Origin of the sequence: Cedecea sp. AS113, assembly GCF_037152415.1 — a bacterium.
In the GTDB taxonomy this organism is placed as follows: Bacteria; Pseudomonadota; Gammaproteobacteria; order Enterobacterales; family Enterobacteriaceae; genus Cedecea.
Genome location: NZ_JBBCMI010000007.1, coordinates 141,221 through 165,981 on the forward strand (window position 1 = coordinate 141,221; position 24,761 = coordinate 165,981).

Below are 24,761 nucleotides of genomic sequence, written 5' to 3' on the forward strand. Positions count from 1 at the left end.
CAACGAGTTTGTATGATGAATTTATCTGCGGTTGAAGTTAAGAGGTACTCCCTTGGGGTGATTTCACTCCCAGCCGCTTCGCCAGCCGGTGGAGGTTGGCCACATCGACGCCGAGCTGCCGGGCGCTGGCCGCCCAGTTATTGCCGTTACGGGCAAGCGCTTCCCTAACCTGGCCGCGCTGAAACGCATCGGTCGCTTCTCGCAGGCTGGCAAAAGGGGTTTCTACAGGTGGCGTTTCTGGCTCGTGGGCTACCACATCCAACTGGCCAGCAAGCTGGAAATGTTGAGGCTGAAGCACAAGCTCGCCCTGTGGGTAACCGGCGCGGGCCAGCACAATCGCGCGATAAATGGCGTGTTCCAGCTCGCGGATATTTCCCGGCCAGCCATACTGCGCCAGAAGCATCCGAGCCGATTCACTCAGCCCAACCTGCTTCAGCCCCATCTTCACGCGGCCTTGCTCGCAGAAAAAACCGGCCAGCAGCGCAATGTCCTCTCCCCGCTCGCGCAACGGTGGAATGTGCAGCGGAAAAACGCTCAGGCGGTGAAACAGGTCGGCGCGAAACTCGCCGGCCAGTACCTGCTGGCGCAGATCGCGGTTAGTCGCGGCCAATACCCGAACATCCACGCGCTGGCTGCGATCGTCCCCTACCCGCTGAATATCACCGTACTGCAACACGCGCAGCAGCTTGGCCTGCAGCGCCAGCGGTAACTCACCGATTTCATCGAGAAACAGTGTGCCGTTATCCGCCATCTCAAACTTGCCGGTACGGTGATGAATCGCCCCGGTAAAAGCGCCCTTCACATGGCCGAACAGCTCACTTTCCGCCACGCTTTCCGGTAGCGCGGCGCAGTTAAGGTAAACCAGCGGACTTGCCACCCTGGCCGATCCGGCGTGAATCGCCCGCGCCACCAGCTCTTTCCCCACGCCAGTCTCGCCGGTGATCAGCACGTTCAGATCGGAACTGGCAACGATATCAATCTCTTTTTTCAGCTGGATGATGCCCGGCGAGCGGCCAATCATCTCCCCGGCGGCCTCCCGCGCAATAGCGGGCTGCACCGTGCCTTCCGGCGTTTGTTTTTCAAGCTGTTCCAGCAGCAAAGCATTGTTCAGCGCCCCGGATGCCAGTACGCCAATCAGCCTGAGCTCCTCATCGCTGAAGCTGTCGAACTGATAAGGATCCATGCCGTCCACGGTCAGCGCCCCGATGAGCGTCTGGTCGGCAAACAGCGGCAGCCCCAGGCAGGCGTGAACTTTGAGTTCTTCATGGTCTGGAATCAGGCCGTCATACGGGTCGGGCAGCTCGCTGTCGGCCGGGAAACGCACCACGTCACCCGCGCGGGCAATGGCCTCCAGTCGCGGATGAGCGTCCACGGCAAAGCGCCGCCCCAGCACATCGAGGGCAAGGCCGTCTATCGCCAGCGGGTAAAAATGCCGCGACTCATAGCGCAGCAGCGCCGTGGCATCACCGTCGAGCAGCTTTCTCAGGGTTCGGATAACGCGGGTAAAGCGATCGGAATGGCTGATGCCGCTCTGCAGTTCGATTGCAATGGCGGCGAGAGAAGACATCGACAGGCTCATAGGGAGGCTCCTGGAACGCGAGGCGTTCAGCTTACGCCTGAGTAGTCAAAATGACAAACATCAGAGTCATTATGACCAAAAACAAGAATGTCATTATGACAATAAAAAAGAACACAAAAAAACAACAAATAATTAAAAATCAATAAATTATAAAACTGGCACAATACTCGCAATTACACCGTCATTGAAGTACTTAACGCTATGACATCAATGAGGTTCTCAATGGCTATTCAGGTTAAAAACAACATTCAATGGGTTGGGCAACGTGACTGGGAAGTGCGTGATTTTCACGGCACGGAATATAAAACGCTGCGCGGCAGCAGCTACAACAGCTACCTCATTCGCGAAGAGAAAACTGTCCTGATCGACACTGTGGACCACAAGTTCAGCCGCGAGTTTGTGCAAAACCTTGAGCGTGAAATCGACCTTAACACGCTCGACTACATCATTATCAACCACGCGGAAGAAGACCACGCGGGGGCGCTGACCGAGCTGATGTCACGCATCCCGCACACGCCAATCTACTGCACCGCCAACGGCATCGACTCCATTAATGGTCACCACCATCACCCGGAGTGGAACTTTAAGGTGGTGAAAACCGGCGACAGCCTGGACATCGGCAATGGCAAACAGCTGATCTTCGTTGAAACGCCAATGCTGCACTGGCCGGACAGCATGATGACCTATCTGACCGGCGACGCGGTGCTGTTCAGCAACGACGCCTTCGGCCAGCATTACTGCGACGAGCATCTGTTTAACGACGAAGTGGATCAGACCGAGCTGTTCGAACAGTGCCAGCGCTACTACGCCAACATCCTGACGCCATTCAGCCGCCTGGTAACGCCAAAAATTACCGAAATCCTCGGCTTCAACCTGCCGGTGGAGATGATTGCCACTTCCCACGGCGTGGTCTGGCGCGACAACCCGACGCAAATCGTTGAGCTGTACCTGAAATGGGCCGCCGATTACCAGGAAGACCGCATCACGCTGTTCTACGACACCATGTCGAACAACACCCGCATGATGGCGGACGCCATTGCCCAGGGCATTCACGAAGTTGACCCGCGCGTGGCGGTGAAAATCTTCAACGTGGCGCGCAGCGATAAAAACGAAATTCTGACCAACGTGTTCCGCTCCAAAGGCGTGCTGGTCGGCACCTCCACTATGAACAACGTGATGATGCCGAAAATCGCCGGGCTGGTGGAAGAGATAACCGGGCTGCGCTTCCGCAACAAACGCGCCAGCGCCTTCGGCTCCCACGGCTGGAGCGGCGGCGCGGTCGATCGCCTTTCCACCCGCCTGCAGGACGCCGGGTTTGAAATGTCCCTCAGCCTGAAGACGAAATGGCGTCCGGACGGCAACGCCCTGGAACTTTGCCGCGAACACGGTCGCGAAATCGCCCGCCAGTGGGCGCTCTCCCCGCTGCCGGTGGCTCAGGCTTCAATCACCGTCGCTCCGCTAGCCGAAGAAGCAAAAGCAGAATCCACCGGCGCCGACCTCGGCCCCCGCATGCAGTGCAGCGTTTGCCAGTGGATTTACGATCCAGCGCAGGGCGAACCGATGCAGGCCGTTGAGCCAGGCACGCCATGGAGCGAAGTGCCTGACAGTTTCTTGTGCCCTGAATGTTCGCTGGGCAAAGACGTCTTCGACGAACTGGCAACGGAGGCCAAATGAACAACGGCATTGTGATAGTCGGCTCGGGCTTTGCCGCCCGCCAGTTGGTGAAAAATATCCGCAAACACAGCGCAGAGGTGCCCATCCGGCTGATTGCCGCCGACAGCGCCGACGAGTACAACAAACCGGATCTGAGTCACGTCATCAGCTTAAACCAGCGGGCCGAAGCGATGACCCGCCAGCAGGCTGGCGCGTTTGCGGAGCAGTTCAACCTGACGCTGCACGCCAATAGCTGGGTCAGCAGCCTTGACCCAAAAAATAAACGGGTCAACTGCGGCGAGCAGCAGTGGCGCTACGACAAGCTGGTGCTGGCGACCGGCTCTTCCGCCCTGCTGCCGCCCGTTGCCGGCAAAGAGCTGATGACGACGCTCAACAGCCAGCAGGAGTATCAGGCCTGTGAAGCCCGGCTGCGCGACGCCCGGCGGGTGATGATCCTCGGCGGCGGGCTGATCGGCAGCGAGCTGGCGATGGACTTCTGCCGTGCGGGCAAAGAGGTTGTGCTGGTGGATAACGCCAGCCACCTGATGGCGTCGCTGCTTCCGGCAGAGGTTAGCGGCCGACTGCAATCCCGCCTGAACCAGATGGGCGTCGAGCTGCTGTTCAACCAGCGTCTGGAAGCGGTGAGCCAGGCGGAGTCAGGGCTGTGCGCCACGCTTAACAACGGACGTGAGCTGCAAGTTGATGCGGTAGTGTCCGCCATCGGCCTGCGCCCGAACGTTGGGCTGGCCCAGCATGCAGGGCTTGAGGTGAACCGGGGCGTCAAGGTGAACAGCCAGCTGCAAACATCCGATCCGGATATTTACGCCCTCGGCGACTGCGCAGAAATCGATGGCAAAGTGCTGCCGTTCCTGCAGCCGATTCAGCTCAGTGCCATGACGCTGGCGAAAAACCTGCTCGGGGCAAGCGACGCGCTTTCCCTTCCGGCGATGCTGGTCAAGGTGAAAACGCCGGAGATGCCGCTGCACCTGGCCGGAGAAACCCAGCGCCGCGACCTGGTCTGGCAGATTAGCGCCAGCCCGCAAGGGCTGATTGCCAAAGGGATGGACGCTGCACAGCAGCTAAGGGCGTTTATCGTCAGCGAGGAGCATATGAAGCAGGCGTTTAGTTTGGTGCGGGAGTTAACTTCAGCGCCTTAAGCCTGGCCGTTTCTATGCAAACATGGCTAAAGTCCCGTTCACCTTAAGTAAAGTTTTATATTTTGCCACCGCGTCGGTGAACGTCTCAGGGGAGTCACCGTCACTCCCCTGAGAACCCGGACTCCCGGCGAAATAAATCGACCGCTAAAGCGGCAGACCTCCGTTTTATCTCCCAGTCCTGGGTCGGCTGAGATGCGTTCCCGACGCTCTCAGCCTCCGGCCGTTCCCGACGGCCGGACCCTGGCCAGTCGGAGAGAAAACGGAGGCGATTTAAGCCGGAACCGTGCCTCGCTTTACGACTAACGTTGTCCTCAACCACGACGTCGCTTCTGGTTTTTCCCCTCTCCCCTGTGGGGAGAGGGTTAGGGTGAGGGGCAAATCTTTACAACGCCTCAACCTTCTCCAGCGCCGCCAGCAAACTCTCCGGCGACAGCGCCACCGGCAGCGCATGAATCGACTCCCCGGCCTGTAAAGTACGGGCAATCACCTTATCCAGGTCGGCACGATTATGGATATCCACATCCAACTGCGCCAGTTTTGTTGGCAGATTGAAACGCGTATAGGCCTGCGTCAGCTGCGCCAGAACATCGTCCTGCCCCAGCAGTGCGCTCTGTACCAGAATCCCGTAGGCCACTTTCGTGCCGTGCAGGAAGCGGTCGGTTTGCGGCAGTGTCGTCAGGCCGTTATGGACGGCATGCGCGGCGGCAACGCGGGTGTAACGTTCGCCCAGGCCACCCACCATCCCGCCCCCGGCAATAATCGCCTCGACCACGTCCAGAAACGCCTGACTTAACTTGCCCTGGCGCTGATCTTCCAGCGCTTGTTCGCTGCGCTCCAGCAAAACATCGCGGATCGCCAGCGCCGCACCAATACCGAGGCGCACGGTCAGCGGCAGATTTTCCGGCTGCGGGCTAAGCACCACCGCTTCGTACCACTTCGCCAGCGTGTCACCGACGCCGGCCAGCAAATATTCCTGCGGCGCACGCAGGATAATTTCCGGCTCCACCAGCACCAGGTGGTTAGCATCGTTGAAAATCTCGAAGCGCAGCGCCTGGCCGGCGTCGTTGTACCACACGGACAGCGGCGTCCAGGCCGCGCAGGTTGCCGCGATGGTCGGGATCGCCACCACTGGCGCATTCAGCCGACGAGCAACCACTTTGACCGTATCCAGCAGCGCTCCACCGCCGAGGCCGATCACCACCTGACGTTCACCAGACTCCGCCACCAGCCTCTGCACGTCGCTTTCGCTGCAGTGCCCACCAAACTGAATATGCTTCGCGCCGGGCAGCGAAAACGCCGCCGGCAGGAAAGGCCGGGCCGCCGCAAACGCGCGCTCGCCGTAGATCCAGACTGCGTTATTCAGCTGATCTTCGCTGTAAAACTCAGTCAGACGAGCAAGGCTGCCGGGGTGTGAATAGTAATTCGCGGGGCCGGTAACCACGCGGATAGCGGTGCTGGTCATGATGCATTTCCTTTTCTTCGCTGGCGGGATATATTCTATGCCGATGATATGTCCAGACATCTGGACGGCTAATATCATTTTGCTTTATCTTATGTCTTTTCGTTCATTGCCCGCAACCCAGAAGGCCGTTAAAAATTCGACAGATCAATTCATTAAACCCGGAAGCCGCTGCAGCTATGACCACGCTTAACCGCCTTGAGATGCGAGAAATCTCTATCGCCTTCGCGGGCTTTAACGCGCTGAGCCAGGTGAATTTCCGGCTGGAGGGCGGCTCGGTACATGCTTTAACCGGCGCAAACGGCGCGGGTAAATCCACGTTGATGGCGGTGCTTTCCGGCGCGCACGAGGGTTACCAGGGCGAAATCCTGATCGACGGTGAAACGGTGACGATCCGCAACCCGCGTGACGCCAAACTGCTGGGGATCCATCTGGTGCAGCAGGAAGTGGACGTTGCCCTGGTGCCGGGCCTGAGCGTGGCGGAAAACATCATGCTCGATAAGCTGGCCGAAACGGGGCATGTCTACCGCTGGTCGAAAATTTACCGGCAGGCTCGAGAAGCGCTGGCGCAGCTCGACGTAGAGATCGACGTCAAAAAACGTATTGAGCAATGCACCCTGGCGGAAAAACAGCAAATCCTGCTGGCGCGGGCGCTCTCACATCATTGCCGCTTTCTGATCCTCGACGAACCCACCGCCCCGCTGGACAGCCAGGAAAGCGAGCATCTTTTCCGCGTCGTGCAGCGACTACAAAGCGGTGGCATTGGCGTGGTGTTTATCTCCCACCGCATCCATGAACTGAAAGCCATTTGCGACCAGATGACGGTGCTGCGCGACGGCAAGCTGGTGGACAGCGGCCCGATGGGGCATCTCAGTGGCGAAGAGATTGTAGAGAAAATGCTGGGCCACCAGCTGGACGATATTTATCCCCCTCACCGCCCGCCGGTTGAGGGCGACACGCTGCTGGCAGTGGAAGGTCTGCATGACGATGTGCTGCTGCGCGACATCTCGTTACGCCTACGCAAAGGCGAAATTCTGGGCATTGCGGGCCTCGCCGGAGCGGGGAAAACCGAGCTTTGCAAAGCGCTGTTCGGCGCCACCCGCAGCACGCTTGATCGCGGCGAATTAAAAGGCAAGGCCTGGCGCCCGACCGACCCGGCGGATTCCGTCACTCGCGGCGTTGTGCTGGTGCCGGAGGAGCGCCGCAAAGAAGGCATTTTTATCGACGAGTCGGTCACCATGAATCTCGCCGTCAGCGCCGACAGCCAGTTTACCCGCTGGGGGCTGTTCGACTACCGCAAAGCTAAGCACTGGGCGGAGAAGACCATTCAGCAGTTGGGCATTCGCACCAGCGGCCCGGCGCAAGCGCTGCGCCGCCTGTCCGGCGGCAATCAGCAAAAAGTGGCCATCGGCAAATGGCTGCGCAACGAAGCCGACGTGCTGATTTTTGATGAGCCAACCAAAGGCGTAGACATCAAAGCCAAAACCGACCTCTTCGTGCTGATTGACAAGCTGGCCCGTCGTGGCAAAGGGGTGATTTACGCCTCGGGCGAATTTGCCGAGCTGGTCGGGCTGTGCGATCGCATCTGCGTGCTGTGGGACGGGCGCATCGTCGCTGAGCTGGACGGCCACCAGGCTACCGAAGAAACCTTATTACTCTACTCCACCGGAGGAACCCCCGCGTGAGCAAAGCATTATCCCTTAAGGCCAGCGCGTCAGGCCGCCAACAGTTCTTTGACTTTCTCTACAAATGGGGGATGTTGCTCACCGTGGTGGCCCTGGTGGCGCTGTTCGGCATCGCGTCCGACAGTTTCCTTGAGCCGAACAACATCATTAATATTCTGCGCTCCATCGCCATCGTGACGGTGATCGCCATCGGCGTGTCAATCTCGCTCACCGTGGGCGGGTTTGATTTGTCCGTCGGCTCGACCGCCTCGCTGGCAAACGCGCTGGTGATTTCGCTGTTCGTCTGGCACGGCTTCGGCACCACCGAAGCGATTCTTATTACCCTGGTGCTGTGCACGCTGGTCGGGCTATTCAACGCCTTCCTGATCGTGGTGCTGAAAATTCCCGACATGCTTGCCACGCTTGCCAGCCTGTTTGTGATTCAGGGCGTGGCGATGACCTACAGCTACGGTGGATCGATCACCGAAAACATGGTGCTGCCGAGCGGCGACATGGCGGAAGGGACGATTCCCGCCGCCTTTGGCCTGCTCGGGCAGGTGCCGACCATCGTCATCATCATGCTGGTGGTCACGCTGGTCGCACAGCTCGCGCTCTCTCTGACCAAACATGGCCGCCGGATGTACGCCATCGGCGGCAACCCGGAGGCGGCTCGCCTGTCCGGCATTCGTACCACCCGTTACCGCGTGGCGGCCTACGTGCTGGCCTCTCTGCTGGCAGGTTTGGGCGGCATCCTGCTGGCCTCACGTATTGGCTCTTCACAGGTTAACGCCGGTGGCGGCTACCTGATGGATGCCGTGGCTGCCGCCTGGATTGGTTTCTCTCTGGCAGGTTCCGGTAAACCTAACGCGCTCGGCACGCTGGTAGGCGCGGTGATTCTGGGCGTGTTGCAAAACGGGCTGGTGATGCTCTCCGTGCCCTATTACGCGATGGACATTATTAAAGGCCTGGTGCTGGCTGCCGCACTGGCAATTACTTACATACAACGACGCTAAAACAACAACTTCACACAGGGTAACGACCATGAAAAAACTGACAACTTCGCTGCTGGCGCTTAGCCTGCTTGCCGCTCTGCCGGGCCACGCCGCTACGCCATCGCCGGTGCCGGAAAAAATCGCCGCCCACGACGGTCCAATCCGCATCGCCGTGATCCGCAACCTGGGCTCCGACGACAACACTACGCAGTTTGTCGCAGGTGCGGTTCAACAGGCTAAAAAGCTGGGCTTCAAGGTCAGCACGTTCCTGAGCAACGGCGACGACGCCCGCTTCCAGGACTTTGTGAACCAGGCGATCAGCCAGAAGTATGACGGGATTATTCTTTCTCAGGGTCGCGATCCTTACTCCACCGAACTGGTGAAAAAAGCCGTAGCCGCAGGCATTGCGGTGTCGGTCTTTGATACCGCCGTAAACGGCACCATTCCCGGCGTGACCGTCACCCAGCAGGACGACGCCTCGCTGACCAGCCTCTCCTTCGGCCAGTTGGTCAAAGACTTCAACGGCAAAGCCAACATCATCAAGCTGTGGGTGGCCGGTTTCCCACCGATGGAACGCCGCCAGGCGGCCTATCAGGAACTGCTGAAAGCCAACCCGGGCATTAAAGAGCTGGAGTCCATCGGCGCGGTTTCTTCCGACGTGCAGGGCGACACCGCCAACAAAGTGGGCGCAGTGCTGGCGAAGTACCCGAAAGGCAAAATCGATGCCATCTGGGGCACCTGGGATGCCTTCAGCCAGGGCGCCTATAAAGCGCTGCAGGAAAACGGCCGTACCGAAATTAAGCTCTATAGCATCGACGTTTCCAACCAGGACATTCAGCTGATGCGCGAAGCCAACAGCCCGTGGAAAGTCAGCGTGGCGGTCGATCCGAAGCTGATCGGTGCCACCAACGTGCGCCTGGTGGCCTACAAGATCGCCGGGGAACAAACGCCTGCGACCTACGACTTTAAAGCCGCAGCCATTCCACAGGCTCTGCTAGCCAGCCAGCCTGGCCCGGTCAACGTCACTTCGTTGGGCAAAATCATTCCAGGCTGGGGCCAGACCGACGACTTTATCGCGCCGTGGTTCGCCACGCTCGAAGCGAAAAATAAATAAGGAGTTCCGCAATGGCACTGCCACAACCCGAATACAGCCGCAATATGCGGCTGATCGGCCATAGCGATCAGGGAGGAAAACCGGACGGCGTGCAGCTAATGGTGCACCGGAGCTATGCGTATATCGGCCATATGGTGTCGCAGGGCTTTTCGATTGTGGACGTCCGCGATCCTAAAAACCCGAAAGCGGCGGGTTTCGTGCCCGCGCCGCCGGGTACCTGGAATATTCACCTGCAGGCGCACGACGACCTGCTGCTGGTGATTAACGCCCGGGATCTGTTTGCCGACGTGCGCTTCGCCGATGAGAAGGTTTACTACACCAAATCGGTTGGCGAAACGGTTCGCGACGTGCAGGACAAAGGCTGGAGCGCCGGATTACGCATTTTTGATATCTCCACGCCGGATAAACCCAAAGAAATCAGCTTCCTGTCGCTGAGCGGCATCGGCATCCACCGCTGCTGGTATGTGGGCGGCCGCTGGGCCTATGTTTCCGCGCTGATCGATGGGTTTAGCGATTATATCTTCCTGACTATCGACCTCGCCGACCCGCGCAATCCGCAGGTGGCAGGCAACTGGTGGCTGCCGGGCATGAACACTGCCGCAGGCGAGCAGCCCACCTGGCCGGAAGGCAAACGCTATGCGCTACACCACGCGATTATCAGCGGCGACACGGCGTATGCCAGCTGGCGCGACGGCGGCCTGACGCTGCTGGACGTTTCCGATCGCGCTCAGCCGCAGCTCATCAGCCACCGTAACTGGAGCCCGCCGTTTGGCGGCGGCACCCATACGGCGCTGCCGCTGCCGAATCGCGATCTGTTGGTAGTACTCGACGAAGCGGTACTGGACAATCAGGAGGACGGCGAGAAGCTGATTTGGCTGTTCGATATTCGCGACCCGTCGAACCCGGTCAGCATCTCCACGTTCCCGCAGCCGGATGAGATTGATTATGTGGCGAAAGGCGCGCATTTCGGCCCGCATAATCTGCACGAAAACCGCCCAGGTAGCTTTATCAGCGATACGCTAATTTTCGCGACGTATCAGAACGCTGGCGTGCGAGCCTACGATATTTCCAACCCGTACCGCCCGGTAGAAACAGGTGCGCTGGTACCTGCCGCCCCGGAAAAGATGATGGATACTCGCCCTGGACGCCCGCAGGTGATCCAGTCCTGTGATGTCTTTGTCGACGCTCAAGGGATTGTGTACAGCACGGATTATAACGGCGGGTTGTCGGTTATTGAGTATTTGGGGTAGTTTGCCTCAAAGAAGCAATTTCTTTGCCATTGATAATTTTTATGCAGATATGGATGAAATTCCGTTCACTTCCAGTCCTGTTTTATAGGTAACCCGGCATAGGTGAACGTCTCAGGGGAGTCACCGTCACTCCCCTGAGAACCCGGGCTCCCGGCCAAATAAATCGACCGCTGAATCGCGAACGACCCCGAATATTTGGGTGATAGCCGGTGGGTTTACCGCTTCAGCGGCGATGAGCTCGCCGGGCGCCGGGGGTTGTCAGGGAGATGGCGTTATCTCCCTGACAACCCCCGGTGCGGTGGCTGCATGTAAATTTGTGCTTGAGGTGAACGGAACCTTTCGCCAGCCCCTCATAGAAGAGATTAACGGTTGAAATAAATTTTGAGGCAGAGAAACTCACCCCTTCTGCCGAACCCTCGCAATAAACTCATCCACCGAATTCACCTGCCCGGCGATCAGAATCAAAAACTTGCCCAGCTCAATAGCGTGGCTGACGCAGGCCAGGCGCGCCGCCTCATCCTCAATACTTTCCAGATCGGCAACGTGCGACAAACCAACCGAGCGGCGAATCAGTTCGGTGCCGCAGAAACCTACCGCATCAACCCACACTTTTTGCAGGTAGTGCTCAACGTAGCCTTCCGTTGCCAGCGCCGAGTCGCGTGTTTTCTCGCGGGCAAGCGCCGTAAAGCGCTCTGAGAAGCTCAGCCACAGTTCCTGAATATCCTTCAGGCGCTGTTCACGCTGGCTGGCTGCATCCCGTGGACCAAAATGCCCCGGCAGCGCGCAGTAGTTCAGCAGCAGGTTGCCGATGGCGGTCCCAAGATCAAACCCGGCCGGGCCCACGTAACCAAATTCAGCGTCGATCGCTTTCAGGCTACCTTCCGCAACGAAAATCGACCCGCTGTGGATGTCGCCGTGCAGCAGCGCTTCCGCGCTGGAAAAGAATTTATGCTTCAGCAACGCCACGGCCAACTTCAGGTCGCTGTCGCTTCGCAGCGCGGCAACCTGTTCTTCCAGCGCGGCCGGGTAGTTATTTCGCTCGTGGATCTGATACGGATCGTTAAAGAACAGATCTTCTGTGATTTCGCACATTTCCGGGTTGATAAAGCGGGCAACCAGCGCCTTCTTATCGTGCGGATGCAGATAAAAATCTGACGTGTGGAACAGTGCTTTTGCCAGATACTCACCAAGCTGGCTGGCCGCCTGAGGATAATAAACGCCCTTCACCAACTCGCCGCGCCAGATGCGATGGCTGGAGAGATCTTCCATCACCATCACCGCCAACTCTGGGTCGTAATGCACCACGTTGACCGTGTGTTCCGGGCTGTGCTGGTAGTGCTCCACCAGGGTTTGCGCCTCAAGGCGAGCGCGATCCAGCGTCAGCGGCCAGGACTCGCCCACGCAGCGCACATACGGCAGAGCCTGCTTCACGATAGTCCGGCTGACGCCATGATTATCAAAGATTTTAAACACCAGATTGAGGTTGCCGTCGCCCACTTCCTGCGCCTCCACCAGCTCAGACGGCGTCTGCAGCCCGCCAAACTGTTGAGCATAGGCCACTGCGTCAGCGGCGGTAAAAGTGCGGTATTGCGACATGGCGATCCTCTCAGAAAATAAAGTCAATTAAGACGTTTGGACGTCTATACATCTGGAAGTCATGTTGGCACAATATACCGCAACAACGCAACATGGAATTAACACGAATGCATAATTTAAAAACCACCAGCCTGGAAGTGCGTGATAACCAGCTTTGGATCCTTGATCAGCAGGCGCTGCCGCAGCAGAAAAACTGGCTCCCGGCGCACACCGTGTCACAGCTGGTCGCGCATATTCACGCCCTCAGCGTACGCGGCGCGCCGCTCATCGGCCTTTCCGCCAGCCTGCTGCTGGCGCTGTTGGCGGAGCAAGGGCTGACAAAAGCTCAGCTCGCTGAAGCCCTGGAAACCCTGCGGGCGTCCCGCCCGACGGCGGTAAACCTGATGAATAACCTCGACCGTATGAAGCAGGCGCTGGCTCAGGAAAATGTTGTGGCTGCGCTCGAAGAAGAGGCGCTGCGGCTGGTGGCAGAAGATAAAGTGCTGTGCGATAACATCGCCCAGGCGGGCGCGGCGCTGGTTAAACCCGGTAGCCGCCTGCTGACCCACTGCAATACCGGCGGGCTGGCTACCGCAGGCGTCGGCACCGCGCTGGGCGTTATTCAGCGGGCATTTAACGAAGGGAACGTCGCCAGCGTTTGGGTGGACGAAACCCGCCCGCTGCTGCAGGGCGGCAGGCTAACGGCGTGGGAATTAGGGGAGCTGGGTATTCCTTACCAGCTGATTTGCGATTCCATGGCCGCCAGCCTGATGGCGAAAAAGCAGGTGGACGCCATCTGGGTGGGCGCGGACCGCATCGCCGCGAACGGTGACGTGGCCAATAAGATCGGCACCTACAGCCTGGCCGTGCTGGCGCATTACCACGGCATTCCATTCTACGTTGCCGCGCCTCATACCACGCTCGACAGAAATTGTCCGAACGGCGAAGCCATTCCGATTGAGCAGCGTGCCGCCAGTGAAGTGACCGGCGTGGCGGGCAGCTTTGGCAGCGTGCAGTGGGCGCCAGACAACGCAAGCGTGTATAACCCGGCGTTTGACGTTACCCCGGCAGAGTTGATTAGCGGCTGGATTTTGGATACGGGCGTGGTGACGCCGGAACAGGTTCGGGATGGGGTATTTTTACCGAAGAAATAATGCCCCTCATTCTGACCTTCTCCCCAAAGGGGAGAAGGAATAGAACGCACTACAGATTCGCAATTTTCCCCCTCTCCTTTGGCAGGAGAGGGTCAATCACAGCCTACGGCAAGCGTGGATAAGCATCCGCAATCGCATCGCCGGTAAAGTGCGCCACCCAGCCTTCCGGGTTATCAAAAATACGAATCGCGGTGAAATGCGGCTCGGACCCCATATCAAACCAGTGCGGTGTCCCGGCCGGGACGGAAATCAGGTCGTTCTTCTCGCAGAGGATCTGATACACCTTGTCGTCCAGATGCAGGCAGAACAGCCCCGCGCCTTCGACGAAGAAACGTACTTCATCTTCGCCGTGGGTATGTTCAGACAGGAATTTAGTCCGCAGCACGTCTTTCTGCGGGTTGTCCGCCCGCAGGCTGATCACATCCCAACTCTGATAGCCCTTCTCCGCCACCAGCTTGTCGATAGCATGCTGATAAGCGTGGATCACCGTTTCCGGCGTTGGGTCGTTGCCTAAATCCTGGTTCGCTTCCCAGCGTTCAAAACGCACGTCTTTGGCGTTCAACTGCTCGCGAATTTCTTGCGCGTCCGTGCTGTGCCATACCGGCTCCTTTGCTTCGGTATCGGTAAAAATGGTCAATGCGCTCATGAAGAAAACGACTCCAGATTAATGTGGTCGAAACGGTTTACCTGGCGATGGCGGCTGACGTCATCCGCCTCGCCGCGAATAAGCTGCACGGTTTGCCAACCGCCTTCCCGTGCAGCATCCAGCTCCTGGTGAATATCTGACAAGAACAGCAGCGACTCAGGTGCCACGCCGATCTCCGCCGCGATGTTGCGGTAGGACTGCGCTTCACGCTTGGCCCCTACGTGGGTATCAAAATAGCCGCTGAACAACTCAGTAATATTCCCGGCGTCGCTGTAGCCAAAAAGCAGCTTCTGCGCCGCCACCGAGCCGGATGAATAGACATACAGGGCAATACCCTGCTGTTTCCAGGCCTTGAGCGCGGGCAGAACGTCATCAAAGAGATGGCCGGTGAAGTCTCCATTCACGTAGCCATCCCGCCAGATAAGGCCCTGCAGCGCTTTTAGCGCGGTAGATTTACGATCTACATCCATGAAGCTAAACAACGTCTCAATCAGCCGTTCAATATCCGCCTGCGGTTCATTAATTTCCGCCCGCAGGTCGTTGAGTATTGGGGCTATTTCATTTTGCTGCTCGCGAACAAAACCCGCGAGGCGTTCGCGGGCATACGGGAACAGGATGTTGTGCACAAAGCGAATGTCGCTGGTGGTGCCTTCAATATCGGTAACAATGGCGCGAATCATCATCTCTCCAGCCGTTAACGCTGCGTTATGTTGGCAACTGAGGTCATTATTATTTAGACGTCTAAGCGTCTTGATTGCTAAATCTTAACATCGTGTTATAGTCCCGGCAACACAGGGAAACACACGCACCACGTTAAGGTCGAAGAATAATGAGCCACTCCCCTTTGATTCCAGAAAGCAAACTGCCGGCGCTCGGCACCACTATTTTCACGCAAATGAGCGCCCTCGCGCAGCAGCACAATGCGATTAACCTTTCCCAGGGATTCCCGGATTTTGACGGCCCGCGCTACCTGCAGGAACGCCTGGCGTTTCACGTCAGCCAGGGCGCAAACCAGTATGCACCGATGACCGGCGTTCCAGCCCTGCGCGAAGCCATCGCCGAGAAAACCGAAGCGCTGTACGGCCACAAGCCGGATGCCAATACTGATATTACGGTCACCGCTGGCGCCACCGAAGCGCTTTATGCCGCCATCACCGCGCTGGTTCGTCCGGGCGATGAAGTGATTTGCTTTGACCCAAGCTATGACAGCTATGCCCCAGCCGTGACGCTTTCCGGCGGCATTCTGAAACGTATTGCTCTCCAGCCGCCGCACTTCCGCGTCGACTGGCAAGAATTTGCTGCCCTGCTGAGCGACAAAACTCGCCTCGTCATTCTTAACACGCCGCACAACCCCTCCGCTACCGTCTGGCGCAAAAGTGATTTTACCGCGCTGTGGCAGGCCATTGCGCAGCACGAAGTCTACGTGCTGAGCGACGAAGTGTACGAGCATATCTGCTTCGACGAAGAAGGCCACGCCAGCGTGCTGGCCCACCCGCAGCTGCGCGAGCGCGCTATCTCTGTGTCCTCTTTCGGCAAAACGTTCCATATGACGGGCTGGAAAGTGGGCTACTGCGTGGCACCGGCGGCCATCAGTGCGGAGCTGCGTAAAGTTCACCAGTACCTGACGTTCGCGGTGAATACCCCGGCGCAGCTTGCGATTGCCGACATGCTGCGTGCCGAACCGGAACATTATCGTGAACTGCCGGAGTTTTACCGCGCGCGCCGCGACCGCTTTGTTGAAGCGCTGGCGGACAGCCGGTTTGAAATTCTGCCCTGCGAAGGGACTTACTTCCTGCTGGCCGACTACAGCGCAATCTCCGATCTCGACGACGTGAGTTTCTGCCAGTGGCTGACCAAAGAAGTAGGTGTGGCGGCAATTCCGCTGTCTGTGTTCTGCGCGGATGCTTTCCCGCACAAGCTGATTCGCCTGTGCTTTGCTAAGCAGGAAGCGACGCTGGACGCTGCGGCAGAAAGATTACGCCAGGTATAACGCGACATTCCCCGTCGGCGGACGGGGAAAACTACAGGCTGAGGATCTCTTTGACGAACGGAATAGTGAGTTTGCGCTGGGCGGTAATCGAGGCGTGATCGAGCTGATCGAGCGTCATAAACAGGGTTCGCATTTCGCGATCGAGGCGTTTTAACAGGAAACGCCCCACGTCTTCCGGCAGCTCAAACCCCCGCAACCGGGAGCGCAGCTGCAGCGCCTGCAGCTTGTCGTCATCGGAAAGCGGCTGAAGCTTGTAAATTTGCCCCCAATCGAGACGGGAAGCCAGGTCAGGCAACTGCAGATTGAGCTGGCGAGGTGGCCTGTCACCTGTGATCAGCAGGCGCGTTTTCCCGGATTCCAGAATGCGATTATAAAGATTGAAGATCGCCATTTCCCACGGCTCATCCCCGGCCACGCATTCGATATTGTCGATGCAAACCAGCGACAGCTGCTCCATCCCGTCGAGCACTTCCGGCACAAACCAGGTGCGCTTATCCAGCGGCACATAGCCCACGGCTTCACCGCGCTGGGAAAGCTCTGCGCAGGCCGCATGCAGCAAATGGCTGCGCCCGCCGCCTTCACGCGACCAGAAATAGATGTACCCGCTGTGATCCTGACGGAGTACCGCCTGCAGGGCGGCTAATAAAGAAGGGTTGTCACCCGGCCAGAAACTCGCAAAGGTTTCGTCGTCGGGAAGATAGAGTGGCAGTGAGAGCTGTGCCGGCGTATTCAGAAGTACCTCAACCATAACAGGCAGAAAATCGAAACGAGTCTAACACAGAATGGCTGAGGTTTAGAACCGGGCGAGGATCCGCCCGGCGAGGAAACGATCAGGCCTGCGCGTCGTTGTCTTTCGCGTCAAGCACGACTTCTTCCGGGCGCAGTATGCTGATAAGTTTGAAAATAAGGCTCAGGCCCACGCCGACGATGGTCGCCAGCGCCATGCCTTTCAGCTCTGCCGCACCAATGTGCACCTTCGCCCCGCTCACCCCGATGATCAGGATCACGGAGGTCAGGATCAGGTTTTGCGCTTTGCTGTAATCCACTTTGGATTCGATCAGCACGCGAATACCGGAGGCGCCGATCACTCCGTACAGCAACAGAGAAACACCGCCCATCACCGGCACCGGAATGATTTGAATCGCCGCCGCCAGTTTGCCGACACAGGAAAGCAGAATGGCGATAATTGCCGCACCGCCGATAACCCAGGTCGAGTACACGCGGGTGATCGCCATAACGCCGATGTTCTCACCGTAGGTGGTGTTTGGCGTGGAGCCGAAGAAGCCGGAGAACACGGTTGAAATGCCGTTGGCAAACATCGAACGGTGCAGGCCCGGGTCACGAATCAGGTCTTTTTTCACGATATTCGCGGTCACCACAAGGTGACCCACGTGTTCGGCAATAACCACCAGCGCCGCAGGCAGAATGGTGAAGATAGCGAACCATTCAAAGCGAGGCGTATAGAAGGTTGGCAGCGCGAACCAGTGCGCTTCGCGGATGGGCGTCACGTCTACCACGCCCATGGCGAAGGAGAGCGCGTAACCCGCCAGCACGCCGATGAGAATCGGGATAATGGCCATAAAACCACGGAACAGCACGGAACCAAACACCGTGACCGCCAGCGTCACCAGCGAGATAATAATGGTGGTGGAATCCGGGGATGCGCCATCCGCAGGCAACAGTCCGGCCATGTTAGCCGCCACGCCCGCCAGCTCAAGACCAATAACCGCAACAATCGCACCCATCGCCGCCGGAGGGAACATCACGTCCAGCCAGCCGGTACCGGCTTTTTTCACAATCAGCGCCACGATGCAGAACAGCAGGCCGCACATGATAAATCCGCCGAGGGCTACTTCATACCCCAGCGGCAGCAGCAGCAATACCGGAGAGATAAACGCGAAGCTGGACCCCAGATACGCCGGGATTTTGCCTTTACAGATGAACAGATAAAGCAAGGTGCCAATGCCGTTAAACAGCAGCACCGTGGCCGGGTTGATGTGGAACAGGATCGGCACCAGCACGGTTGCGCCGAACATGGCGAACAGATGCTGCAGGCTCAACGGAATCGTTTGCAGTAAGGGCGGGCGTTCACTTACCCCAATGGCGCGGCGGGTCATGTTGTTTTCCTCTAAGTGTTATTTTTAACGAACGGTGTTTGCTTCAATCAAAAAAAAGCCGACTTTCAAAGTCGGCTGATGAATCTTATTTTGTTCCGAATATCTTATCGCCCGCATCACCGAGGCCAGGAATAATGTACCCGTGCTCGTTGAGACCCTGATCGATAGAAGCGGTGTACAGCTCCACGTCCGGGTGCGCTTTTTCCAGCGCGGCGATGCCTTCCGGCGCGGCAACCAGCACCAGTACCTTAATGCTGGTACAACCCGCTTTTTTCAGCAGGTCGATGGTGGCAATCATAGAACCGCCGGTCGCCAGCATCGGGTCAACCACCAGCGCCATACGTTCTTCTATATTAGAAACCAGCTTCTGGAAGTAAGGTACCGGCTGCAGGGTTTCTTCATCGCGGTAAACGCCAACGACGCTGATACGCGCGCTGGGTACGTTTTCCAGAACGCCTTCCATCATGCCAAGGCCAGCACGCAGAATTGGCACAACGGTAATTTTTTTGCCTTTGATCTGGTCGACTTCCACCGGGCCGTTCCAGCCTTCGATGGTGACTTTCTCGGTTTCCAGGTCCGCAGTGGCTTCATAAGTAAGCAGGCTGCCTACTTCAGAGGCGAGTTCACGAAAGCGCTTGGTGCTGATGTCTTGCTCGCGCATCAGGCCCAGCTTGTGTTTGACGAGTGGGTGTTTCACTTCCACGATCTTCATACTCTTTCTCCCCCGAGATAGTTGGCTACCACAAAAAAAATCGCCGGATTATACCGCTTTTTTGCCGCTGCGCTACAGCTAATGGGATGATCGAGATCAACCGGACTGGATTGAGTCTATCTCAGGAATTCTTTTCTTGCCGATGACAAGAGGCTCGCAAACGTTTGCCTCCACTGTTAGAATTGCCGCGTTTTTCTTATATACCACCCGTGGGGAACGAGCAGTGACCGATAAAACCTCTCTCAGCTATAAAGATGCCGGTGTAGATATTGATGCTGGTAACGCTCTGGTCGACAGAATTAAAGGCGTAGTGAAAAAGACCCGCCGCCCGGAAGTGATGGGTGGCCTGGGCGGTTTCGGTGCGCTGTGCGCGTTGCCTCAGAAATATCGCGAACCGATTCTGGTTTCCGGCACCGACGGTGTGGGGACCAAGCTGCGTCTGGCCATGGATTTAAAACGCCACGACGCGATCGGCATTGACCTGGTCGCCATGTGCGTGAACGACCTGGTGGTTCAGGGCGCCGAGCCGCTGTTCTTCCTCGACTACTACGCCACCGGCAAGCTGGACGTGGATACTGCCGCCAGCGTTATCACCGGCATCGCCGAAGGCTGCCTGCAGTCAGGCTGCTCGCTGGTTGGCGGTGAAACCGCTGAAATGCCAGGCATGTACCACGGGGAAGACTACGACGTGGCCGGGTTCTGCGTGGGCGTGGTTGAGAAGTCTGAAATAATCGACGGGTCTAAAGTTGCCGATGGCGATGTCCTGATTGCGCTGGGTTCAAGCGGCCCGCACTCCAACGGCTACTCGCTGGTGCGCAAAGTGCTGGAAGTGAGCGGCACCGACCCGCTGACCACCGAACTGGAAGGGAAACCTCTGGCGGATCACCTGCTCGAGCCAACCCGCATTTACGTGAAAAACATCCTTGAGCTGATTGAAAATGTGGATGTTCACGCCATCGCCCACCTGACCGGCGGCGGCTTCTGGGAAAACATTCCGCGCGTACTGCCGGACAACACCCAGGCCGTTATCACCGAATCTTCCTGGCAGTGGCCAGCCGTCTTCAACTGGCTGCAGCAGGCCGGCAACATCAGCCGCCACGAAATGTACCGCACCTTTAACTGCGGCGTGGGCATGGTCATTGCGCTGCCGGCGGCAGAAGCGGATAAAGCCGTTGCGCTGATGCAGGCCAAAGGTGAAAAAGCGTGGAAAATCGGTATCATCAAGGCATCTGATTCCGAAGAGCGCGTGGTTATTGAGTAATGAAACACATTGTGGTGCTGATTTCCGGTAACGGAAGCAATCTGCAGGCAATCATTGACGCCTGCCAGCAGAAGAAGATTAACGGCACCATCAGCGCGGTGTTCAGCAATAAGGCCGACGCGTTCGGCCTTGAGCGAGCCCGCGAAGCCGGGATCCCGACCCACGCGCTGGCGGCAAGCGAGTTTGCCAGCCGCGAGGCGTTCGATCGCCAGCTGATGCAGGAGATTGACGCCTACGCGCCGGACGTCGTGGTGCTGGCGGGTTATATGCGCATTCTCAGCCCGGCCTTTGTGGCGCGCTACAGCGGTCGTTTACTCAACATTCACCCTTCCCTGCTGCCGAAATATCCCGGTCTGCATACCCACCGCCAGGTGCTGGAAAACGGCGATGAAGATCACGGCACCTCCGTGCATTTTGTCACTGACGAACTGGACGGCGGCCCGGTCATTTTGCAGGCCAAAGTGCCGGTATTTGAAGGGGATGATGAGGACGAAATCACCGCCCGCGTTCAGCACCAGGAACACGCGATTTACCCGCTGGTCGTCAGCTGGTTCCTCGACGATCGACTAAAAATGCGCCAAAACGCCGCCTGGCTTGATGGCGTGCAGCTGCCCCCGCAGGGACATGCAGCAGAATAATTTAACTAAAAAGGGCTTAGGCCCTTTTTTTGTGTCTGTCTCTCATAAAGTTGTCATGGTCAGATGAGAGAGTTTCATCTGCATAGTTGGACATTCTCCGCTAAAGCTCGCCATAATAACTGACGTGACGGTGACGGCATTGCCACGTCCACGAAAACGGAGTGTGAGGACTAATGGGTCAGGATAAGCTGTATATCGAAAAAGAACTGAGCTGGTTGTCTTTTAACGAACGCGTTCTGCAGGAAGCGGCGGACAAGCTCAACCCGTTGATTGAAAGGATGCGTTTTCTCGGCATCTATTCCAATAACCTCGATGAATTCTATAAAGTGCGTTTCGCCGAACTGAAGCGCCGCATTTTAATCAGTGAAGAACAGGGTTCTCCTTCCAACCAGCGCCACCTGCTGAACAAGATTCAGGCTCGGGTGCTGAAGGCCGATCAGGAATTTGACAGCCTGTATAACGAGCTGCTGCTGGAAATGGCCCGCAACCAAATCTTCCTGATTAACGAACGTCAGCTTTCCGAAAATCAGCAAAGCTGGCTGCGCAGCTACTTCAAGCATCAGCTTCGCCCGCACATCACGCCGATTTTGATCAACCGCGATACCGACCTGGTGCAGTTCCTGAAGGACGATTACACCTACCTGGCGGTCGAAATCATTCGTGGGGACAGCATTCGCTACGCGCTGCTGGAGATCCCGTCTGACAAAGTGCCGCGGTTTGTGAACCTGCCGCCGGAAGCACCCCGTCGCCGCAAGCCGATGATCCTGCTGGATAACATCCTGCGCTACTGCCTGGACGAGATCTTCAAAGGGTTCTTCGATTACGACGCGCTCAACGCCTATTCAATGAAGATGACGCGTGACGCCGAGTACGACCTGGTTACCGAAATGGAATCCAGCCTGCTGGAACTGATGTCCTCCAGCCTGAAACAGCGTCTGACCGCCGAGCCGGTGCGCTTTGTTTATCAGCGCGATATGCCGGATGCGATGGTGGAGATGCTGCGCGACAAGCTGACCATTTCCAACTACGACTCGATCATTCCCGGCGGACGCTACCACAACTTTAAAGACTTTATTGGCTTCCCGAACGTCGGGAAAGCTAACCTGGTGAACAAGCCGCTGCCGCGCCTGCGCCATATCTGGTTCGATAAATTCCGTAACGGGTTCGACGCCATCCGCGAGCGTGACGTCCTGCTTTACTACCCGTACCACACCTTCGAACACGTCCTTGAGCTGCTGCGCCAGGCCTCCTTCGATCCAAGCGTGCTGGCGATTAAAATCAATATCTACCGAGTGGCGAAAGACTCACGCATTATTGACGCCATGATCCACGCCGCCCATAACGGCAAGAAAGTCACCGTGGTGGTCGAGCTGCAGGCACGTTTTGACGAAGAAGCGAATATCCACTGGGCGAAGCGCCTTACCGAGGCGGGTGTGCACGTTATCTTCTCCGCGCCGGGGCTGAAAATTCACGCCAAGCTGTTCCTTATTTCCCGCATGGAAGGCGAAGAGATTGTGCGTTATGCGCATATTGGGACCGGTAACTTTAACGAGAAAACTGCCCGTCTCTACACGGACTATTCCCTGTTAACCGCCGATGCTCGCATCACCAACGAAGTGCGTCGCGTGTTCAACTTTATCGAAAATCCGTACCGCCCGGTGACCTTCGACTATCTGCTGGTGTCGCCGCAGAACTCGCGTCGCCTGCTGTACGATTTGGTCGATCGCGAAATCAAAAATGCCCAGAACGGGCAGACTGCCGGGATCACGCTGAAGCTGAATAACCTGGTAGACAAAGGCCTGGTGGACAGACTTTATGCGGCCTCCAGCGCGGGCGTGAAGGTGAACCTGCTGATACGCGGCATGTGTTCGCTGATTCCAGAACTCGACGGGATCAGCGATAATATCCGCGTGCAGAGTATCGTTGACCGCTACCTCGAGCACGACCGGGTCTATATTTTTGAAAACGGTGGCGATAAAAAAGTCTTCCTCTCCTCAGCCGACTGGATGACCCGTAACATCGACTACCGCATTGAAGTGGCCGTCCCGGTCCTCGATCCGCGCCTGAAGCAGCGTATGCTCGATATCATTGATATCCAGCTGAACGACACGGTGAAAGCGCGCATCATCGACAAAGAACTGAGTAATCGCTATGTGCCGCGCGGCAACCGCCGGAAAGTGCGTTCGCAGCTGGCGATCTACGATTATATTAAAACTCTGGAACAACCTGACTAACGCTCTCAGGCGAAGATAAAATTATGCCGATATCAAACCATGCTCCACGGCCGCAGGAATTTGCTGCGGTCGACCTCGGCTCGAACAGCTTCCACATGGTCATTGCCCGTGTGGTGGATGGCGCCATGCAAATCATTGGCCGCCTGAAGCAGCGCGTGCACCTCGCGGATGGCCTCGGGCCCGATAACAAATTAAGCGAGGAGGCCATGGAGCGTGGGCTCTCCTGCCTGGCGCTGTTTGCCGAACGCCTGCAGGGATTTGCAGCAGACAACGTGTGCATTGTGGGCACCCACTCGCTTCGCGAGGCCACCAATGCCGCTGAGTTTCTGAAACGCGCGGAGAAAGTGATCCCCTACCCGATCGAAATCATTCCCGGGAACGAAGAAGCCCGTCTGATTTTTATGGGCGTGGAACACACCCAGCCGGAGAAAGGCCGCAAGCTGGTGATTGATATCGGCGGGGGCTCCACCGAGCTGGTGATCGGCGAAGATTTTGAGCCAATGCTGGTGGAAAGTCGCCGTATGGGCTGCGTCAGCTTCGCACAAAACTTCTTCCCTGGCGGCGTCATCAGCCCGGAAAACTTCAAGCGCGCCCGCATGGCGGCTATCCAAAAACTGGAAACCCTTGCCTGGCAATATCGCCTGCAGGGCTGGAAAGTCGCGATGGGCGCCTCTGGCTCCATTAAAGCGGCACATGAAGTGCTGATCGAGATGGGCGAAAAAGACGGGATGATCACCCCGGAACGCCTGGACATGCTCCAGCAGGAAGTGCTGAAGTTTAAAACCTTCGACGCCCTGAGCCTGCCGGGCCTGTCCGAAGAGCGTAAAGCGGTGTTTGTGCCTGGGCTGGCCATTCTTTGCGGCGTGTTTGATGCGCTCGCCATCCGCGAACTGCGCCTGTCTGACGGTGCGCTGCGCGAAGGCGTGCTGTACGAAATGGAAGGCCGCTTCCGCCATCAGGATATTCGCATTCGCACCGCGCAAAGCCTGGCGGAGCAGTACCACATCGACAGCGATCAGGCTCGTCGGGTACTGGAAACCGTTGAACTGCTGTACCAGCAGTGGGAAAAACAGAACCACAAGCTGGCTAACCCGCAGATGGCCGCGCTGCTGAAGTGGGCCGCGATGCTGCATGAAGTCGGGCTGGGCATCAACCACAGCGGGATGCACCGCCACTCGGCCTACATTCTGCAAAACAGCAACCTGCCGGGCTTCAACCAGGAGCAGCAGGTGCTGATGGCTTCCCTGGTGCGCTACCACCGCAAGGCCATTAAGCTGGACGATCTACCGCGCTTCACGCTGTTTAAAAAGAAACAGTTCCTGCCGCTGATTCAGCTGATTCGTCTGGCCACGCTGCTGAATAACCAGCGCCAGGCGACAACCACCCCGCCGACGCTGGTGCTGGAAACCGACGACAACCACTGGACGCTGCGCTTCCCGCACGACTGGTTCAGCCAGAACACGCTGGTTCAGCTGGATTTGGAGCGTGAACAGCTGTATTGGGAAAGCATGACCGGCTGGAAGCTGACCATCGAAGAAGAGGCCGAAGCGGCGCTCTCCGCCTGAT

General features: G+C 57.6%; 20 protein-coding genes. 12 read left to right on the forward strand and 8 right to left on the reverse strand.

Annotation, left to right across the window (positions count from 1 at the left end; translation table 11 throughout):
- Positions 1-37: 37 nt before the first annotated feature.
- The gene (norR, locus tag WFN87_RS10695) at positions 38-1,579 is read right to left on the reverse strand and encodes a nitric oxide reductase transcriptional regulator NorR (protein ID WP_336981997.1); all 1,542 of its coding nucleotides are present in this window, start codon (positions 1,577-1,579) and stop codon (positions 38-40) included.
- Between the two features lie 222 nt (positions 1,580-1,801).
- Here norR and norV point away from each other — a divergent pair, with 222 nt between their 5' ends.
- Together norV and norW are read left to right on the forward strand one after the other, a co-directional pair.
- The gene (norV, locus tag WFN87_RS10700; RefSeq protein WP_336981995.1) at positions 1,802-3,253 is read left to right on the forward strand and encodes an anaerobic nitric oxide reductase flavorubredoxin; all 1,452 of its coding nucleotides are present in this window, start codon (positions 1,802-1,804) and stop codon (positions 3,251-3,253) included.
- Complete coding sequence (gene norW, locus WFN87_RS10705) at positions 3,250-4,389, forward strand: NADH:flavorubredoxin reductase NorW (RefSeq protein WP_166990557.1); 1,140 nt, start codon at positions 3,250-3,252, stop codon at positions 4,387-4,389. The genes norV and norW overlap by 4 nt, the downstream gene beginning before the upstream one ends.
- 382 nt (positions 4,390-4,771) lie before the next feature.
- Here the strand turns inward: norW and WFN87_RS10710 are convergent, their stop codons facing one another.
- Entirely contained in the window at positions 4,772-5,851 is a 1,080-nt protein-coding gene (locus tag WFN87_RS10710; RefSeq protein ID WP_336981992.1) for an oxidoreductase, read from the reverse strand.
- A gap of 176 nt (positions 5,852-6,027) precedes the next feature.
- Between WFN87_RS10710 and WFN87_RS10715 the strand changes: the two genes are divergently transcribed.
- The 4 genes from WFN87_RS10715 to WFN87_RS10730 are packed head-to-tail and all read left to right on the forward strand — an operon-like array spanning position 6,028 to position 10,868.
- Positions 6,028-7,533 (forward strand): sugar ABC transporter ATP-binding protein, encoded by a 1,506-nt coding sequence (locus tag WFN87_RS10715; RefSeq protein WP_336981990.1) that lies wholly within the window; start codon positions 6,028-6,030, stop codon positions 7,531-7,533.
- Positions 7,530-8,525 (forward strand): ABC transporter permease, encoded by a 996-nt coding sequence (locus tag WFN87_RS10720; protein ID WP_008460348.1) that lies wholly within the window; start codon positions 7,530-7,532, stop codon positions 8,523-8,525. The genes WFN87_RS10715 and WFN87_RS10720 overlap by 4 nt, the downstream gene beginning before the upstream one ends.
- Positions 8,526-8,553: 28 nt before the next feature.
- Positions 8,554-9,618 carry a sugar ABC transporter substrate-binding protein gene (locus WFN87_RS10725; protein ID WP_008460349.1) on the forward strand — a complete coding sequence of 355 codons (1,065 nt, stop codon included), beginning with the start codon at positions 8,554-8,556 and terminating at the stop codon, positions 9,616-9,618.
- Positions 9,619-9,629: 11 nt separating this feature from the next.
- A complete protein-coding gene (locus WFN87_RS10730) occupies positions 9,630-10,868 on the forward strand; it encodes an LVIVD repeat-containing protein (protein ID WP_166990548.1) in 1,239 nt (412 codons plus the stop codon).
- 396 nt (positions 10,869-11,264) lie between these two features.
- Here the strand turns inward: WFN87_RS10730 and mtnK are convergent, their stop codons facing one another.
- Complete coding sequence (gene mtnK / locus WFN87_RS10735) at positions 11,265-12,464, reverse strand: S-methyl-5-thioribose kinase (protein WP_166990544.1); 1,200 nt, start codon at positions 12,462-12,464, stop codon at positions 11,265-11,267.
- A gap of 107 nt (positions 12,465-12,571) precedes the next feature.
- On the opposite strand from mtnK, the gene mtnA reads away from it, so the two are divergent.
- Complete coding sequence (gene mtnA, locus WFN87_RS10740) at positions 12,572-13,597, forward strand: S-methyl-5-thioribose-1-phosphate isomerase (RefSeq protein WP_008459356.1); 1,026 nt, start codon at positions 12,572-12,574, stop codon at positions 13,595-13,597.
- A gap of 103 nt (positions 13,598-13,700) precedes the next feature.
- Here the strand turns inward: mtnA and WFN87_RS10745 are convergent, their stop codons facing one another.
- Both WFN87_RS10745 and mtnC read right to left on the reverse strand, forming a co-directional pair.
- Entirely contained in the window at positions 13,701-14,243 is a 543-nt protein-coding gene (locus WFN87_RS10745; protein ID WP_008459357.1) for a 1,2-dihydroxy-3-keto-5-methylthiopentene dioxygenase, read from the reverse strand.
- The gene (gene mtnC, locus WFN87_RS10750) at positions 14,240-14,923 is read right to left on the reverse strand and encodes an acireductone synthase (RefSeq protein WP_336982128.1); all 684 of its coding nucleotides are present in this window, start codon (positions 14,921-14,923) and stop codon (positions 14,240-14,242) included. Before mtnC ends, WFN87_RS10745 begins: the two co-directional genes overlap by 4 nt.
- Before the next feature lie 149 nt (positions 14,924-15,072).
- Here mtnC and WFN87_RS10755 point away from each other — a divergent pair, with 149 nt between their 5' ends.
- Positions 15,073-16,233: a methionine aminotransferase gene (locus WFN87_RS10755; protein ID WP_166990538.1), complete on the forward strand. Its 1,161-nt coding sequence runs from the start codon at positions 15,073-15,075 to the stop codon at positions 16,231-16,233.
- 31 nt (positions 16,234-16,264) lie between these two features.
- Here WFN87_RS10755 and WFN87_RS10760 read toward each other — a convergent pair whose 3' ends face one another.
- The 3 genes from WFN87_RS10760 to upp all read right to left on the reverse strand — a co-directional run bounded on the left by WFN87_RS10760 (position 16,265) and on the right by upp (position 19,062).
- Positions 16,265-16,966 carry a DnaA inactivator Hda gene (locus WFN87_RS10760; protein ID WP_213715630.1) on the reverse strand — a complete coding sequence of 234 codons (702 nt, stop codon included), beginning with the start codon at positions 16,964-16,966 and terminating at the stop codon, positions 16,265-16,267.
- Between the two features lie 97 nt (positions 16,967-17,063).
- Entirely contained in the window at positions 17,064-18,350 is a 1,287-nt protein-coding gene (gene uraA, locus WFN87_RS10765) for a uracil permease (RefSeq protein ID WP_336981985.1), read from the reverse strand.
- 85 nt (positions 18,351-18,435) lie between these two features.
- Complete coding sequence (gene upp, locus WFN87_RS10770) at positions 18,436-19,062, reverse strand: uracil phosphoribosyltransferase (protein WP_008459367.1); 627 nt, start codon at positions 19,060-19,062, stop codon at positions 18,436-18,438.
- A 223-nt stretch (positions 19,063-19,285) separates the two neighbouring features.
- On the opposite strand from upp, the gene purM reads away from it, so the two are divergent.
- From purM to ppx, 4 genes are all read left to right on the forward strand, one after another.
- Positions 19,286-20,323, forward strand: a complete 1,038-nt coding sequence (purM, locus tag WFN87_RS10775) for a phosphoribosylformylglycinamidine cyclo-ligase (protein WP_166990532.1) — start codon at positions 19,286-19,288, stop codon at positions 20,321-20,323.
- Entirely contained in the window at positions 20,323-20,961 is a 639-nt protein-coding gene (gene purN, locus WFN87_RS10780; RefSeq protein ID WP_336981982.1) for a phosphoribosylglycinamide formyltransferase, read from the forward strand. Before purM ends, purN begins: the two co-directional genes overlap by 1 nt.
- Before the next feature lie 173 nt (positions 20,962-21,134).
- Complete coding sequence (gene ppk1 / locus WFN87_RS10785) at positions 21,135-23,195, forward strand: polyphosphate kinase 1 (protein WP_336981980.1); 2,061 nt, start codon at positions 21,135-21,137, stop codon at positions 23,193-23,195.
- Between the two features lie 23 nt (positions 23,196-23,218).
- On the forward strand, positions 23,219-24,760 hold the full coding sequence (gene ppx, locus WFN87_RS10790) for an exopolyphosphatase (RefSeq protein ID WP_008459374.1): 1,542 nt from the start codon (positions 23,219-23,221) through the stop codon (positions 24,758-24,760).
- The last annotated feature ends 1 nt before the right edge of the window (position 24,761 follow it).

Coding starts and splice junctions, on each gene's coding strand:
- WFN87_RS10715 (WP_336981990.1), top strand. CDS start 6,028: ATGACCACGCTTAACCGCCTTGAGATGCGAGAAATCTCTATCGCCTTC.
- upp (WP_008459367.1), bottom strand. CDS start 19,062: ATGAAGATCGTGGAAGTGAAACACCCACTCGTCAAACACAAGCTGGGC.
- ppk1 (WP_336981980.1), top strand. CDS start 21,135: ATGGGTCAGGATAAGCTGTATATCGAAAAAGAACTGAGCTGGTTGTCT.
- uraA (WP_336981985.1), bottom strand. CDS start 18,350: ATGACCCGCCGCGCCATTGGGGTAAGTGAACGCCCGCCCTTACTGCAA.
- mtnK (WP_166990544.1), bottom strand. CDS start 12,464: ATGTCGCAATACCGCACTTTTACCGCCGCTGACGCAGTGGCCTATGCT.
- WFN87_RS10710 (WP_336981992.1), bottom strand. CDS start 5,851: ATGACCAGCACCGCTATCCGCGTGGTTACCGGCCCCGCGAATTACTAT.
- norW (WP_166990557.1), top strand. CDS start 3,250: ATGAACAACGGCATTGTGATAGTCGGCTCGGGCTTTGCCGCCCGCCAG.
- norV (WP_336981995.1), top strand. CDS start 1,802: ATGGCTATTCAGGTTAAAAACAACATTCAATGGGTTGGGCAACGTGAC.
- ppx (WP_008459374.1), top strand. CDS start 23,219: ATGCCGATATCAAACCATGCTCCACGGCCGCAGGAATTTGCTGCGGTC.
- mtnC (WP_336982128.1), bottom strand. CDS start 14,923: ATGATTCGCGCCATTGTTACCGATATTGAAGGCACCACCAGCGACATT.
- WFN87_RS10725 (WP_008460349.1), top strand. CDS start 8,554: ATGAAAAAACTGACAACTTCGCTGCTGGCGCTTAGCCTGCTTGCCGCT.
- purN (WP_336981982.1), top strand. CDS start 20,323: ATGAAACACATTGTGGTGCTGATTTCCGGTAACGGAAGCAATCTGCAG.
- WFN87_RS10730 (WP_166990548.1), top strand. CDS start 9,630: ATGGCACTGCCACAACCCGAATACAGCCGCAATATGCGGCTGATCGGC.
- norR (WP_336981997.1), bottom strand. CDS start 1,579: ATGAGCCTGTCGATGTCTTCTCTCGCCGCCATTGCAATCGAACTGCAG.
- mtnA (WP_008459356.1), top strand. CDS start 12,572: ATGCATAATTTAAAAACCACCAGCCTGGAAGTGCGTGATAACCAGCTT.
- WFN87_RS10745 (WP_008459357.1), bottom strand. CDS start 14,243: ATGAGCGCATTGACCATTTTTACCGATACCGAAGCAAAGGAGCCGGTA.
- WFN87_RS10755 (WP_166990538.1), top strand. CDS start 15,073: ATGAGCCACTCCCCTTTGATTCCAGAAAGCAAACTGCCGGCGCTCGGC.